Source organism: Bacillus cereus group sp. BfR-BA-01492 (genome assembly GCF_022662815.1).
In the GTDB taxonomy this organism is placed as follows: Bacteria; Bacillota; Bacilli; order Bacillales; family Bacillaceae_G; genus Bacillus_A; species Bacillus_A cereus_BD.
Map to the genome: position 1 here is coordinate 53,447 of NZ_JAKUEH010000009.1, position 15,257 is coordinate 68,703.

The following is a 15,257-nucleotide window of genomic DNA, read 5'->3' on the forward strand; positions in this document are numbered from 1 at the left end:
AAGGTATGGAGACGCAAGTAACAGGACGTATTCAAAAATCTCCCGATGAGGCATATATAGAGAATGTTTTATTCCCACAATTTGAATTTGAGTTAGAAAATTATCTACCTCATTATTTGAATATTGAAAAGGTTTTTTTGAAGGCTTATAAGAAAATGGGGGTTTTAACTGAAGAAGAAGTTTATGAAATATGGGAGTCCATTAATCGGATTGACATGGATTCTATACTTAACATTTCAAGGGATAATATGACAGATATCGCATTCAGTATAGAAAGAGTAATAGAGCATAATTTGTCTAAACCTATTGCAAAGTGGCACATTGATCGAAGCCGTAATGATTTTCAAGCTTGTGCGCAATTAATGTATGCACGTGACAAATGGATTCAGCTTACTAAAAAGATGAATTCATTTGCTCAACTTGTAATGAAAAAGGCTAAAAAGCATATCCATACTGTTATGCCTGGTTATACTCATTATCAATCTGCACAAATTATAAGTGTAGGGTTTTACTTAACTGCTATTAGTCGTCATTTATTAAAAACAATTAATAAGATGAGTAACGTACTAGATGCTATGAATAAACAATGCCCTTTAGGATCAGGGGCAATGTCAGGTCAAGAATATGAATGGAACTGTAGTCAAATGGCTGATGACTTGGGATTTCAATCTTATATTGGTCATGCGCTGAGTGGAGTGGCTTCTCGGGAATGGGTATTAGAAATTGCAGGATGTATTTCATTCTTCTCTAATAATATGAGTCGGTTTTTAACGGATATTATGCATTGGGGAAGTAGCGAATATCAGTTTATAGATTTACCAGATGAGCTAACTGGTATTTCTTCATCCATGCCTCAAAAAAGAAATTTCCCTATTGTTGAGAGGCTTAGAGGGAAAACGAGTCATTTACTTTCTTATCATATCGACTTTTTAATAGGTCAACGAAATACACCATACAGTAACTTAGTTGAAGTATCTAAAGAAGCAAGTAGGAATCTATCTACACTGTTTAATGAAACCGATAGCTTACTAGATTTACTAATTCTAGTTTTTGAGAATATTTCTTTTAAAGAAGAAAATATGAAACAGCGTTGTGCCTTAGAATATTATGGTGGTTTTACGCTAGCTAATATATTAACAGAAAAAAACAATATTCCATATCGAAAAGCTCAGGTTATAGCGGGAAGGTTTGTTACAAAATCCCTAGAAAGCAATATTGTTCCTGCAGAAGCTTCTATTCAAATGTTGAATAAAATTTGTTCCGAATATGGATATTCAAATAAGGTTTTGGTAGGAGAATTGAGAAATGTATTTAATGTTGAAAAAGCATTATTTTTTAAAAGGACACAGGGTTCTACGAATCCAAAAGCTGTAGAGGAGATATTGAAGAGTCAACATTTAGAGAGAGAAGATTTATACAAGGAATTCTATACCATTATGAATAAAATCAGAAATAGGATTGATATGCTTAAGGACTGGAGAACTATTCGTGAGGAGATTATATAATGAGACAATCAAATCAATTATTGCTAGAAAAGGAGCAAACTCGGGTTATTAGAAAAGGGAATGGGAAGGCTTATGGAACCTTTGGAGAATTGCTACAAGGAGTGTTACCGGAAAATAGGGATTTTTCGGTAACGCTCCCTATTAATCGATATTCGCGATGTGAGTTTATTTCTATACCTGAATTAAAGGAGCTTAGTATTTATCCCTCAAATCAGACAAAATCTTTAGAGATGGCAAAACAGATTTTACAATTTTATAACTTACCAATTGGAGGGTCTATCAAAATATACAGTGAGCTAAGTAAAGGTAAAGGATTAGCTAGTTCTACAGCAGATATGGTGGCAGTTTCACGTGCGATTGAATCGTGCTTTGAAATTAATATTCCTAATTCAATCTTAGAGATATTATTATCCAGAATTGAACCATCCGATGGGGTAATGTACCCAGGAATCGTGTCTTTTTATCATAAAGAAGTTAAAGTCCGAGAATTAATTGCTGATTGTCCACCGTTAACCATTATGGCATTAGATGAAGGGGGAAAAGTTGATACAGTTACCTTCAATGATCTTCCAAAGCCGTTTAATTTAGAAGAAAAGCAAGAGTATCAAAAGTTATTAGATCAAATGGTGCTTTCTTTACGGAATAAAGATCTCACTTTATTGGGAGAGGTAACTACTAGAAGTGCCGAATTAAATCAAAAACTTCATAAGAAACAGACATTTGAACAGGTACGTTCTATTTGTGAAGCCATTGAAGGATTAGGGGTTGTAATAGCACATAGTGGAACTTATGTAGGAATTTTAATTTCAGACACAGATCCTTTTTATTCCCAAAAAATTGCGGCTGGTGTATTGAAATTAAAGGCTTTAGGTTATCCAACATCGATATTTCATACTATATCATCGTTTTGTTCACAAGAAGGGGGAGGAAAATGAGAAACACTATTATTGATTTAATTGGCCAAACGCCGTTGGTAAAACTTCGTATCAATGATGAAAAGAGAGAAGCAGCTGTTTATGCAAAGTTAGAAATGCAAAATCCGTATGGTATGAAGGACCGTGTTGCGAAACAAATGATTTTAGAAGCAAAACGTAAAGGGTTATTGGAAGAAGGGGCTCCGATTGTAGAAAGTTCCTCTGGTACTCTTGCAATGGGGATTGCAATGGTTGGAACATATTTAGGACATGACGTCCATATTGTCACCGATCCCCGAATTGATGATTTAACTTATAAGAAATTAAAATCTTTAGGGGCTAGCATCCATATTGTTGAAAAAATGGAGGATACGGGTGGATGGCAACGAGCAAGATTGCAGTATTTAAAGGAACTACTTATAAAGTATCCAACAGCATATTGGCCAAAACAATACGAAAATGTTCAAAATCCTTTAGCTTATGATCAACTTGCCAAAGATATAGTGGCACAATTAGGGAAAGTTGATTATTTAGTCGGAGCAGTGGGGAGTGGGGGTTCTTTATGCGGTACTGCAAATTCGCTTAAGTTTACTAATCCTAATTTGAAAGTTTTAGCCGTTGATGCGGTAGGTAGTTCGGTTTTTTTTCAAAAGGATAGACCGTACCGTCTTCAAAGTGGACTTGGTAATAGTTTAAAGCCGCAAAATGTTGATTATTCGGTTATCGATGATGTGCACTGGCTAAATGATGAAGAGGCTTTTAATTGGACACTGGAATTAGCACGCCATGAGAAAATTATTGCGGGAAATAGCTCGGGAAGTGTATATGCAGTTGCGAGATGGTTAAGTACACAAGTTGAGAGAGATAAAGTAATTGCTTGTATTTTTCCAGATAGAGGAGATCGCTATGTTAACACGATCTATGACGAGAATTTTTATCTAACCCATAGGTTAAATAGGGGGAATCTAAATATGAATCCAATAAAAATTGCTAATATACAGGATGTTGAGCAGTGGACTTATTTTCATTTTAATAAAGGAAAAAGCCTAAATGAAGAAACTATTATTTATTGAATCAAACACAACGGGAACTGGAATGTTAGCCTTAATAAAAGCTAGAGAGCTAGGATTTACACCGGTATTGCTTACAAATAACCCCGGGAGATATATAGGTCTAGAAGAAACAAAATGTATAGTTTTAGAATGTGATACGAACAATTTAAATTGTATTAGAGAAATAATTGATTCGGAGTTCGAAGCAGGCGAAATAAAAGCTATCACAACAACCAGTGAATTTTATATTGAAGTAGTAGCTATTTTAGCAAAAGAGTTAGGCCTTATTGGTAATCCTGTAGATACTGTTAAAACATGTAGAAATAAAGCAGAAATGCGCCTGTTACTAAAAGGGGTAGAGAATATTTATGAACCATGGTTTTATATTATTGGTTCTCTTGAAAAGTTAGAGTTGGTTAAGGATGATATAAATTTTCCGTGTATTGTTAAACCGGTTGATGATAGTGGCTCTAATAACGTATTGAAGTGTTATTCATATGAAGAAGTAAAAAGGCATACTGAAAAAATTTTGAGTAATAAGTATAATGTTAGATCTCAAAAAAATGCCCAGAATATACTGGTGGAAGAGTATGTATCTGGGCAAGAATATAGTGTGGAAATTTTTGCTCACACTGGTAAGTGTAAAGTTGTTGGGGTGACTCAGAAGATTGTGGATGGAGAGCCGTATTTTATTGAATGTGGTCACATATTTCCAGCACCAGTCTCTGATGATATAAGATTAGTTATTGAAAGAGGAGTAACAAAAATTATAGAAAAAGTGAATTGGCAAAACGGTCCTTGTCATCTAGAAATTAAGATAAGGGGAGAAAAAATATTTTTAGTAGAGTTTAATGGCAGGCTTGCTGGGGGAATGATACCAGAATTAATTAAGTATGCTACCGGAATAGATTTGCTTAAAGAGCAATTAAAAGTCGTAACTAGGATGAGGCCAAAACTAGATCAGAATCCTATTTTATATGCAGGGATACGATTCATTATACCACTTAGAGATGGAAAAATAACAAGTATTTTTGGAGCAAAGGATATAGAAAATACTGTAGGGATTAAAGAGGTAAAACTTCGTACAATTGTGGGGGAATCTATCCGAAAAGTTGAAAATGCTTATGGACGGATAGGGCATGTAATTGGAGCAGCTGAAAATATAAATGAGCTAAATTCTATTTTAGATAAAAGTATGGATGCTTTACATATAGAAATAGAGGAGTGTGAAGACTATGAAGACTTTGATTAATTATTTGAGTGACACAGTTACATTGCCTACCGAAGAAATGTTAAAAGCAATTCAAAATGCTGAATTAGGTGATGATGTATATGGACAAGATAAGACGGTTAACCAATTAGAGGGATATGCTGCTAATATGCTAGGAATGGAATCTGCTTGTTTCATGCCAAGTGGTACAATGGCCAATCTTGCTTCTATTTTAGCTCATTGTCCAAGGGGATCTACAGTTTTGGTTGGGGATGAATCTGACATTTATATTTATGAGGCAGGTGGAGCAGCTATCTGTGGAGGGCTTATGTATCAACCAATTAAAACGCAGCCAGATGGTCGATTGCTATTGAGTGATTTAGAGGCTGCTTTCCCTAACGATGTAAAAGACCCGCAGTTTGCACTGCCGGCATTAATATGTCTTGAAAATACTCATAATCGTTGCGGTGGGAAAGTACTACCGCTCAAATATTTAAAAGAAATAAAAGAGTTTGCAATGAGACGAAATATCCCAGTTCATATGGATGGTGCGAGGGTATTTAATGCAGCAGTATATTTGGGAGTTGAAGTTAAAGAAATCGCACAATATGTGGATTCTATTCAGTTTTGTTTATCTAAAGGTCTATCGGCACCAATTGGTTCAATTGTAGTGGGAAGTCGTAAATATATTGAAGAAGTAAGAAGGATTCGAAAAATGTTAGGTGGAGGAATGCGTCAAGTAGGCATTATTGCAGCACCGGCTATGGTAGCTTTACAAACAATGACCCTGCGTTTACAAGATGATCATATTAGAGCGAAGAGGTTGGCAGTTGGATTAGCAAATATCGATGGTATTGAGGTCGATGCCTCAGAGATACAAACAAATATTGTAATGTTCCGTATAACAGATCCAAACTATAATTGGGTAAAATTCTTAAAAAAAACAGAGGAGAAGGGGATTATTTTTTCTGAAATGGGCTATGGCCGGATGAGGGCTGTTGTTCATCGGCATATTAAAGAAAGTGATATTGAACATACAATTGAGATAATAGCAGATTTATTGAATAAAAGCTCTGTAATTAAATGATTATAATTGTTTGTTTAGAGGATTTATTAGCATACTATTTTAGTATGCTTTTTTGTTTTTCATGAGGTTGCCCAAAGTAGCTGAATAGCTACTTTGGACAACCTCTTTTTTTACGTAAAACATAAAAAAAGAATCGTCCTTTTTGATATAATTAAGTCACCACAACAAAATTACCAAAAGAAAGGAACGATTCTCTTATGTTTATAGATTATAACCAAAAAACAACTCACTTTTCCATTAGATGTTGAGCTTCATATTCTTGAATATCATCTTTCACGTGTGATTCATACAGCTGTAGAAGCAATGGATTAGGTGGTGGCAGACCACCTTATTATCCAAAAATGATGTTAAAAGTCTTACTATATATGCCTATGCAAAAGGAATTTATTCTTCTCGAAAAATTGAAGAACAACTCCATGGAAATATTCATTTTATGTGGCTTTCTGATGAAAAAACAACAGATTTTCGTACAATCAATCGTTTTCGACCCGAGCGCATGAGAGACGTGATTTATGAAACTTTCTTCTCTCTTATCGATCTATTGAAACAAGAAGGGCTGGTCAAACTCGAAAATTATTTTTTAGATGGAATAAAGAGTGAGGTAGATGCCAATCGATATACGTTTGTGTGGAGAAAATCAACAGAAAAGTATGCTTGAAAATTAGATGAGAAGTATCACAAGATTGTCGTGACAATTGAATAAGTAAGTGAAAAAAATCAGAAAGCTGAATTAGAAGAAAAACAAACAAAAGATGCCTTTCCTGTTACTTCTGAAAAAATTACACAAACCCTTCAACACTTAGAAAAGCGCCTTCAAGATGAACCGAAAAATAAAAAGATGAAAAAAGCAGAACGTCAGCTAGAAAAAGACCTTCTTCCACGAAAAATAAAATACGAAGCTCACAAAGAAACGTTTCAAGAAAGAAATAGCTTTTCGAAAACAGATACAGATGTGACATTTATGCGGATGAAAGAAGATCACATGAAAAACGGTCAACTCAAGCCAAGGTATAATATACAAATTGGAACTGAGAATCAACTTATTACGGGATTTAGTATTCATCAAAAGCTGAAGATACGACTTGTTTGATTCCTCATTTTGAAATATTCGAGAAGTATAATCGTGTAAAACCTAAACATGTAGTTGCGGATGCTGGTTATGGAAGTGAAGAGGAACAAACGAAAGCTTGGACGAAACAAATCGGTCGCGTAGAAAATATGTCTTATGATGAAGAGCTAGATGAATGGATTTGCGCAAATGAAAAACGCCTTGTTTTTTTATATGAAAGCAAACAAAAAAACAAGCAATGGTTATACGTCAATCAAAAGAACCTATCGTTGTACAGAATGTTTGAGCTGTCCCCTTCAAGAACCATGTGCAAAAGGAAAAGAAACAAAATCCATCAGTGTCTCTGTAAAAAATCAAAAACAGCGAAAAGAAGTACGAGAACGTTTCAGTACAAAAGAGGGGAAAGAATTATATGATCAACGGAAAATAGAGGTAGAACCCGTATTTGGTCATATTAAATAGAATCGTTTCTTCCAACGATTCTCCTGATGAGGTCTTTCCAAAAAATAGGGTGGAATGGGGGCTTATTTGTGTTGCCCATAATTTGCGGAAATGGACAACAACTATTTAATCAAAAGACAAAATCCACAGTTATAGAAGGAAATCAGTAGGTTTCCTTTCCTACAAAGTATTTTTTATCCATATAAAAGGAAGAGAATATATCCAAAAGGTCGTTTTTAACGACCTTTTGGGAGAACCTCACTACTTATTGATGAAAGTCTAGTACAGGTAAGGGTCAATTCGTTTAGTAGTTGGTAGGCAACTAATGAAGAAATTCTAGGGGCGGAGTCTTGTGAAAAAATAGCTACTCTACTTAATTAATTTGTTATAGTGGCTGTTTTCTAACTGTCTATTTATTTCTGTAAGAACATTGTTGGTCTGTTTAATAAATTGAGATTTAGATTCAAGGGTAAATATTGATAAAGCATTTTCCAAATATTTCTTAGCATTAACTAAGTCTTTCTTATTTTTATGTAATATCCCAAGCATATGGTTGATTTCTCCAGCTGAATAAGAAAGATGGTTAGAAATAAGATAGTATTGTAAATGATATGCGATATCAAGCGATAAATTTTCTTGATTATTTAAGTAATATACATGGGCTAAGTTATAACCAACCCTGGGATAAAGTGATTTATCCTCTACGAATGGTAAGTTTTCAAAAGTATTTATCGCATTCGTGAGTACAGGAATGGCTTGTATTGAATTTTTTTGTTCTATAAGAATAAGAGAAAGTGAATTTGCGATATTTATATCAAGTTCAGTAATGATTTTATTATTTGGAAGAAGAGTACGGAAAGTTTTTTCTGCTTTGGGAAGATTATGTTCTACTTTATGAAATATAATGCCTTTTAACCAATCGATAAGTTTTACCAAATTACTATTTCTTGTACCTGGATGTTTGTTAAGGAATGTATCACATTCTTCAAGAAGATATTGGATAGAGATGAAATCTTGGTAATATAAATTTTCACGGCATAATAATTTGATTTTATTTAGATATTTAATTGTATTTTCGTCCTCGTAGGAAATAATGTAGTCAATAGGTATATTGAGTTTAGTACAAATGTTTTGTAAAATATCTAATCTTGGAGATTGTAGTCCTTTTTCGATACGGTATAGTGTGGAAGTATCACAAATATCTTCTGCAAGTTGTTGCCGAGAGTAACCGCTTTTTTTGCGGAAAAATTGGATTTTCTCACCTATATTACTCATGAAATCCCTCCTTTTATAAGTTAGAAAAAATAACATTTATAATGGTATAGTATGAGCACTTAATGTGCTATTTTTTATGGTTATCGTATAGAAATGTTTTCATAGGATATAATACATTCCTATTAATACACATACATGTATATATTAACAGAATATTCTATCTTAATAAAGGCGTTTACATAAATATATCAATGAGAAAATGTAGTTCCTTAATAAAATATTTTTGATTGCTATATATTAATGTGTATGCAACACATTAGATGTGTCTGAATGTTGCATAAATGCATATGTATATTTATGGTAGTTTTAATTATAATGAAATCAACAAAGAAATACAGGAGTGAAGATATGAATGAAAAATAAAATCTTTTAGATACTACCATAATTAGAATATTAGTCATAGGATAGATCTCTTTTAAGAAAAACTAAGTTAAAAGGGAATATGTTACGCAAAATTATAGGTATTAGTTAGTTTAGTATTCAAGTATATGCGTTGATATTTCTGAATATTCAGTAATTAATTTGTGTTATCAATGATAGAATGCTTATTTTGAATAATATGGAGGAGAAAAAGATGAATAAAAAGAAATCAATTTTTTTAGGGGCTATTTTAAGTGTCTTATTAAGTATAACGTCAATGGTTGAAGTTTCGGAAAGAGGTATTGATAGTAAAGTAGAACATGTAAAAATAGAAATAAGTAATCCTATTTTTCTTTCGGATGAAATGATTGGTGGGCATCATTAATGGTATATACAAATATGGGAAGAAAAAGGATTTTAGTTGCTATTCAAAGTGAGAAGGTTGCCTCAGTCTATTCGGAATTAGGAGGAAATGGGCGTTTTCAAATTCATATTCTCAATAATAAATATATGTTGAAGGATTTTTCATTTTTAAGTACTTTTGACTTTTTAATCACAGATATTGTTAATTATGACATTTTAAAAGGTAGGTTAATTGGGCTTCCTCATCTAATAGTTCTTATGAGTAGAAAGGAGGGACATTTGTTTTCAATGAGTGAAGGAATTAAAGCCATCGTGAAGAAGGGAGATCCTGATGAATTAGAAATAGCTTTACAGGCTATTGAAAGAGATGATTTATATATATCTAATGAGTTCAAGTTATTAATTTCGGAGAAAAGAAATAGTTTACTGTTAAATAAATTAAATTCTCCAAAAGAGAATTTGTCAAATTTATTAACTAAGACTGAACTTCAAGTTATGAGGGAATTAATTAATGATAAGACGAATCAACAAATTGCTGACACCTTATACTTAAGTAAAAGGACAGTCGAATATCATATAGCTGCTTGTATGCGGAAGTTGGAGGCAAAGTCTCGAGTAGGATTAGCAGTGAAAGTTACAAGGGAAATTTTATTAAGAGAACAGCAATATGAATATAGTGTTTGATTTATATAGAGAATAATAGTTTAAAAGAGGCTGGGACATAACTAGCTTCAATTAGTGAGAAATCCGAATTTGAATGAATTCAAATTCGGATTTCTCTATTTTTTATGTTGTCTCCATATAGCTCTTAGCTAATGGTTGTGAATTTTCTTACATTCACAGCCATTAGTGCGAGGCCCATTTCGTTATCAACCTTCGATTTTCCTCGTACAGAAAATCGAGTGAAACGCAAATTAGCCTTCAAGAATCCAAAAACTGGTTCCACGTCAATTTTACGTTTACAATAAATGGTACTCGTTTTTTCTTCTGAAAGCTTCGTTCTCACATATTCTTTTTGTTGTTCCCACTTCTCATTCACCATTAACTTACAATGATTTCCTTCTTCTGCTTTTGTACATAATGAACGGAAGGGGCATCCGTAACAGTCTTTACACTCGTATACCTTAAACTCACGCATGAAATCATACTGATCCGTTCTCGTGGTACGGTATTTGAATACAAGCTGTTGTTGGTTTGGACAGGTGTATCGATCATTTTCTTCATCATACTTCCAGTTCGCTGTATTGAATTCGTTTTGCTTATACTTTTTCTTCTGCTCTTTTACATACATGTTGTACGTGATGAAAGCTTCTCGCTTACGATTTGAAAGGATACCATCATAATTTTGTTGACTGCCATATCCGGCATCTGCGACGATGTGTTTTGGTAACTGAAAATCATGTTGTTCGATTTCATCTAAAAATGGAATTAACGTACGTGTATCCGTCGGGTTCGGAAAAATACTATAGGCAAGCGCATACTGACCTCCTGTTGCCACTTGTATGTTATAAGCTGCCTTCAATTTACCGTTTTTCATATCGTCATCTTTCATACGCATAAATGTCGCATCCGGATCTGTTTTCGAATAACTATTTCGTTCGCCAAAGATTTCGAAGTCTCTTTGATATTTTCGTTTACGTTCTATATAGTCGATCAATTGTTTGCGAGCTTGCTTTGGGAATTTCCATTCCGTTCTTAAAGCCTTTCGCTCTGTTACATCTGATGAGTCCTCAATTTTTCGATCATATTCAGAAATTACTTCCTCTACTTTTTCGACCATTTGAGTAAGGTCTTCTAATGCGAATTCCTTTTCATTTTCCCGTTCTATTTCTGGTAGGATTTCTTTTTCAAGCAGCTCATCGTATAGTTGGTTTGATTTTTCAATTCGTCCGTTATGATATTTCTCAATCGACTTTTTCCACACGAATGTAAATTTATTCGCATTCGCTTCAATCTTTGTTCCATCAATAAAAATAGTTTCTTGATCAATTAATTTTCTCTGTACCAACTGGCAGCGAAATTGAACGAAGCATTGACGAATCAACTCTTTCACCTCTGGTTGAACGCGGAATCGATTGATTGTACGGTAGGTTGGTTCATATCCTTGAGCTAGCCACATCATTCGAAGACTATCTTTTAAAAGTGCTTCCATTTTGCGCCCTGAGAAGATAGATTGCGTGTAGGCACATAAGATAATTTTAAGCATCATGCGTGGATGGTAGGCAGGACAGCCCTCATTTCGAAGGAACGGTTCAAACGCTTCGGGCGGGATACTTTCGACTAAATGGTGGACATGGAAGGCAATATCATTCTTTTGTAACTCCACTTCTAAATCTAAAGACAAAATGAATTGATTCATGTTATAATTTTTAAACATAAGGACTCCTCTTTCTGTATAGTTTTGTTGTGGTGACTTAATTTTATTAGAAATGGTCCTTATTTTTTATGAAAAAAATTTAAAGCCGGTGAAATTTTACTGATTGTAAAATTTCACCGGCTTTTTAGTTTAGAGATGGGTTTTGTCCCAGCCTCTTTTTTATTTATAGCTGATTATTTGTCAAAAAAGTGGGGAATTAGCACTGTAGGATTCAGTATTGTTGGGTAAAAGGGATGTTATTGTAATATTTGTTTGCGTGAATTACGGGTGTTTTTGAAAAAGCTGATGTTTATGATAGAAGTAAGATTTCGATATATTAAGGGAGGTTATTATGAAGGGGCATTTTGTTCAGTTGCAGGCTTTAGAAGAAGAAGATTATAACTTGTTTTCTAAGTGGGTTAGACCTTCGAAAATAAGTGCATTAGCCAGAGGGTCTCAGGATTTTGCCACTGTAAGAGAAATTAAAATGGATATTGAATCAGGTAATACACGCTACGCGACGGTGTTGACACATGAAGGGAAAAAAATAGGATTTATTTCGTGGCAGCCGTTGAAGTATGAAGGGAGTTATGTTTTAGGAGGTGTTATTGGTGATTCAAACTTATGGGATATGGGGTATGGAGCTGAAGCATCTATATTAATTATGGACTATCTTTTTCATTTTAAAAATGCACATAAGATTCAATTTGTAAATGGTTTATATAACCTGAGAACTATTCGTTTTTTAATGAAGAATAATGTAGTAATTGAGGGGATTCTTAGAGATCATTTCTTCCTTGATGGTGAATACCATGATGCAGTGATTTCCTCTATTTTAAGAGATGAATATTATGCTGCTGGAGAAGGAGAACAACCAGAAGATATAATTCCTAAAGATGAGAAAGAACAAATTAGAACGGAATTGTATGAGTACCTAAATAATTATTGGGAAAATACTCTTTTTTCAAGATTAAAGAAGACAGGTGAGGAAAATGGAATGGAAAGATAAAGTAGTGTTTGTTACCGGAGCTTCTAAAAGTTTAGGAAAGGAAATCTCTCATCATTTTGCAGAATTAGGAAGTCGATTGATTCTAGGATATAGAAGTTCTCTTGAAGAAGTACAAAATGTAGTGAAATACATTAAGGAAAGGTCAGGAAATCCTGATGTTACCTATGTAAAACTTGACGTAAATGATTATGCTCAAGTCCAAGAAGCGGTACAAGGAATTATAGATAATTATGGAAAAATCGATGTTCTTGTGAATAATGCTGGTGTTAGTTATGGAGGAGCATTAATTCCAAGTAATTCTCTTGAGAATTGGAGAGAAATTATTAATACAAATATAATGGGGACAATTAACTGTATACATGCAGTTTCTTTTCATATGTTAACAGAACAAAAGGGCTCTGTTATTAATATTTCATCGGTTGCAGGACTTACAGGAATGGAAAGACTTAGTGCATATAGTGCTAGTAAATCAGGAGTGATTGGTTTAACACGTTCGCTCGGAAAAGAGTATGCTCCGTATAATGTACGGGTGAATAGTGTGGCTCCTGGATATATAGAAAATACTGGTATGGTGAATAGAATACCAAAGGATCAGATGGAGGCCTTTGAAAGGAAAATTGCAATGAGGCGTTTAGGAACTGCGAAAGAGGTGGCTGAGGCGGTTTCATTTCTAGCATCTGAGAAGGCTAGTTATATAACAGGGCAAACATTGGTAGTAGATGGTGGCCTGATGTAAAGGGAGTTGGAGGTAATATTAAAATGAAATCGGCACTGTTGTTTCCGCCATTAATGACATTGAAAAAGGGTAATTTCCATGAATTATATAAGCATATTCCAAGTGTACGGAGGAAATTTGAAGAGGCTAGTAATATTTTGGGTATAGATCTTGCTACGCATTTTTTCTCTGATGATGAAAAAATTATAAATAAAGGTATTATAGCAAGGCCTAGTATCGTGACGATAACTGTTGCATTATATGAATTATTTAAGGGGAAATTGGAAGGTATTGAATACTTTCTTGGTCCTAGTTTGGGACAAATCACAGCATTTCATTGTAGTGGGTGCTTAGATTTCAAAGACACATTGAATATGGTTCGCACGATGTGTGAACTTGAGGAAACGGAGTTCATTGGCAAGCAATACGGCATATACTTTTTTTACAATATTGATTCCAAAATCTTGGAGCGTAGCATTTATAATTTGTGTCAAAAAGGATATGTATTAGAACCGTGTATGTATGCTACATCTAACCAAATGATTGTCAATGGAGATTTTGAGAGTTTAGAAAAACTAACCGAAGAAGTGCAAAGTTATGGAGCATTAGCTGTTAAGATTCCATATGGCCCTCCTGGGCATTGCTCTTTGTTAGAGAATGTAAAAGAGAAATTTAGTGAAAGTTTTATGTCTAGTATGCAGTTGAAAACGCCAATCAAACCATTAATAAGTAATGTTGATGCAACGGAAGTTTTTAATAAGTCACAAGTATCTTACGACATAGTGGAACAATACACAAATAGTGTGAAATGGTATCAATCGTTACAGGCATTGTCACAACGTGGAGTTAATAAACTGTTTGTATTAGGACCAGGGAATTTTGTATATAAGTCTTTAGAGTTTACTGATATTCCATTTGAAGTTGTACCACTTGTAACCTTATTAGATGTGCAAAAAATGATAGGCGAATTACAGGTTAAGGGGGAATAAGAAATGAAGGGAATTGTTCTGCCAGGAATAGCGCCGTCTAGTTATCAAGAAGTTGAATTTTTTATTAATAATGACTCTTTTGCTATTCAACGATTTAAAGAGGCAAGTGAAGTTTTAGGTTATTCACTTGCGAGTGCTTTTAGGGAAGCGGATGAAACAAATCAAGAAGTGTATGAAGTTTGCTTTCTAGCTAATACGCTTGCGTTGCTAGACCATTTCTATAAGCGTTATAACTATCAGCCTGATTTCACAATTGGAGTAAGCTTTGGTGGAATGAGTGCAGCGGTACAGACTAATACGCTTACTTACGCTGAAGCAGTGTGGTTGACGCATGAAGCGGCAAAGAAATCAAAAGAGTTTTTTAAGCAGATGAAAGAGGATTATCAAACACATTTTATTTATAATATGTCTCTTGATGAAGCGAAGACTATTATACGACAGTTTCAAGAAGAGGGAATGTATTTGGAATTAGTTGGCTTTCTGAAAAAAGTGGTATGTCTATGTGGAAATGCACAGACTATTAAATTACTTAAAGAGAAGATTAATACAATACCAAAGATATCTTCACTACACACTATGAATCAACCAATTCATAGTGTGCTTTTAAAAGACTTGAAAGTACAGTTAGAACACGAATTGTTCAATCAAATTAAATTTAAACCGATGAAAACATCAATCATATCTGATGTGAACGGAGAAATAATAACAGATTCTGAACTATTCAAACAAAGTTTATTAGATGGGTATGATAATCCTGTTAGGTGGGACTTAGTAACAGACACAATGAAGAAGCAAGAAGTATCACAGGCTTTTGTTATAGGTCCGAGAAATTTATTCGCACAATTATTAAAACAAGATTTTAATATAGTCAGGATTAGTCCTGATGAAATTGAAAATATAGCTACATTATAA

The 15,257-nt window shown here is 33.9% G+C and carries 12 protein-coding genes and 2 pseudogenes; 12 read left to right on the forward strand and 2 right to left on the reverse strand.

The genetic code is table 11. The features are described from left to right. Positions 1-5: 5 nt before the first annotated feature. The 6 genes and pseudogenes from MR063_RS12780 (at position 6) to MR063_RS12805 (ending at position 7,408) form a co-directional block, all read left to right on the forward strand. Positions 6-1,505: an argininosuccinate lyase gene (locus MR063_RS12780; protein ID WP_242198260.1), complete on the forward strand. Its 1,500-nt coding sequence runs from the start codon at positions 6-8 to the stop codon at positions 1,503-1,505. Continuing rightward, positions 1,505-2,440 carry a GHMP family kinase ATP-binding protein gene (locus MR063_RS12785; RefSeq protein WP_242198262.1) on the forward strand — a complete coding sequence of 312 codons (936 nt, stop codon included), beginning with the start codon at positions 1,505-1,507 and terminating at the stop codon, positions 2,438-2,440. The genes MR063_RS12780 and MR063_RS12785 overlap by 1 nt, the downstream gene beginning before the upstream one ends. Continuing rightward, on the forward strand, positions 2,437-3,492 hold the full coding sequence (locus MR063_RS12790; RefSeq protein ID WP_242198265.1) for a cysteine synthase family protein: 1,056 nt from the start codon (positions 2,437-2,439) through the stop codon (positions 3,490-3,492). Before MR063_RS12785 ends, MR063_RS12790 begins: the two co-directional genes overlap by 4 nt. Next, positions 3,470-4,723: an ATP-grasp domain-containing protein gene (locus tag MR063_RS12795; RefSeq protein WP_242198268.1), complete on the forward strand. Its 1,254-nt coding sequence runs from the start codon at positions 3,470-3,472 to the stop codon at positions 4,721-4,723. The genes MR063_RS12790 and MR063_RS12795 overlap by 23 nt, the downstream gene beginning before the upstream one ends. Further along, positions 4,707-5,768: a low-specificity L-threonine aldolase gene (gene ltaE / locus MR063_RS12800; protein WP_242198270.1), complete on the forward strand. Its 1,062-nt coding sequence runs from the start codon at positions 4,707-4,709 to the stop codon at positions 5,766-5,768. The genes MR063_RS12795 and ltaE overlap by 17 nt, the downstream gene beginning before the upstream one ends. Before the next feature lie 197 nt (positions 5,769-5,965). Further along, positions 5,966-7,408, forward strand: a pseudogene (locus MR063_RS12805) (IS1182 family transposase). A gap of 239 nt (positions 7,409-7,647) precedes the next feature. Here MR063_RS12805 and MR063_RS12810 read toward each other — a convergent pair. Next, entirely contained in the window at positions 7,648-8,553 is a 906-nt protein-coding gene (locus MR063_RS12810; protein WP_242198273.1) for a helix-turn-helix domain-containing protein, read from the reverse strand. A 574-nt stretch (positions 8,554-9,127) separates the two neighbouring features. Between MR063_RS12810 and MR063_RS12815 the strand changes: the two genes are divergently transcribed. Then, positions 9,128-9,298, forward strand: a complete 171-nt coding sequence (locus MR063_RS12815; RefSeq protein WP_242198275.1) for a hypothetical protein — start codon at positions 9,128-9,130, stop codon at positions 9,296-9,298. After that, on the forward strand, positions 9,298-9,960 hold the full coding sequence (locus MR063_RS12820) for a response regulator transcription factor (RefSeq protein WP_242198278.1): 663 nt from the start codon (positions 9,298-9,300) through the stop codon (positions 9,958-9,960). Before MR063_RS12815 ends, MR063_RS12820 begins: the two co-directional genes overlap by 1 nt. A 136-nt stretch (positions 9,961-10,096) precedes the next feature. On the opposite strand, the pseudogene MR063_RS12825 reads toward MR063_RS12820, so the two are convergent. Next, positions 10,097-11,653 (reverse strand): annotated as a pseudogene (locus MR063_RS12825) (IS1182 family transposase); the annotation flags it as partial. A 331-nt stretch (positions 11,654-11,984) separates the two neighbouring features. On the opposite strand from MR063_RS12825, the gene MR063_RS12830 reads away from it, so the two are divergent. From MR063_RS12830 to MR063_RS12845, 4 genes are read left to right on the forward strand one after another with little or no spacing between them, the layout of a single operon-like run. Next, positions 11,985-12,641 (forward strand): GNAT family N-acetyltransferase, encoded by a 657-nt coding sequence (locus MR063_RS12830; protein WP_242198284.1) that lies wholly within the window; start codon positions 11,985-11,987, stop codon positions 12,639-12,641. After that, positions 12,625-13,377: an SDR family NAD(P)-dependent oxidoreductase gene (locus MR063_RS12835; RefSeq protein ID WP_242198286.1), complete on the forward strand. Its 753-nt coding sequence runs from the start codon at positions 12,625-12,627 to the stop codon at positions 13,375-13,377. The genes MR063_RS12830 and MR063_RS12835 overlap by 17 nt, the downstream gene beginning before the upstream one ends. Positions 13,378-13,400: 23 nt before the next feature. Then, positions 13,401-14,345, forward strand: coding sequence for an ACP S-malonyltransferase (locus tag MR063_RS12840; RefSeq protein WP_242198288.1), 945 nt, complete (start codon positions 13,401-13,403; stop codon positions 14,343-14,345). Positions 14,346-14,348: 3 nt separating this feature from the next. Further along, positions 14,349-15,257, forward strand: coding sequence for a hypothetical protein (locus tag MR063_RS12845; protein ID WP_242198290.1), 909 nt, complete (start codon positions 14,349-14,351; stop codon positions 15,255-15,257).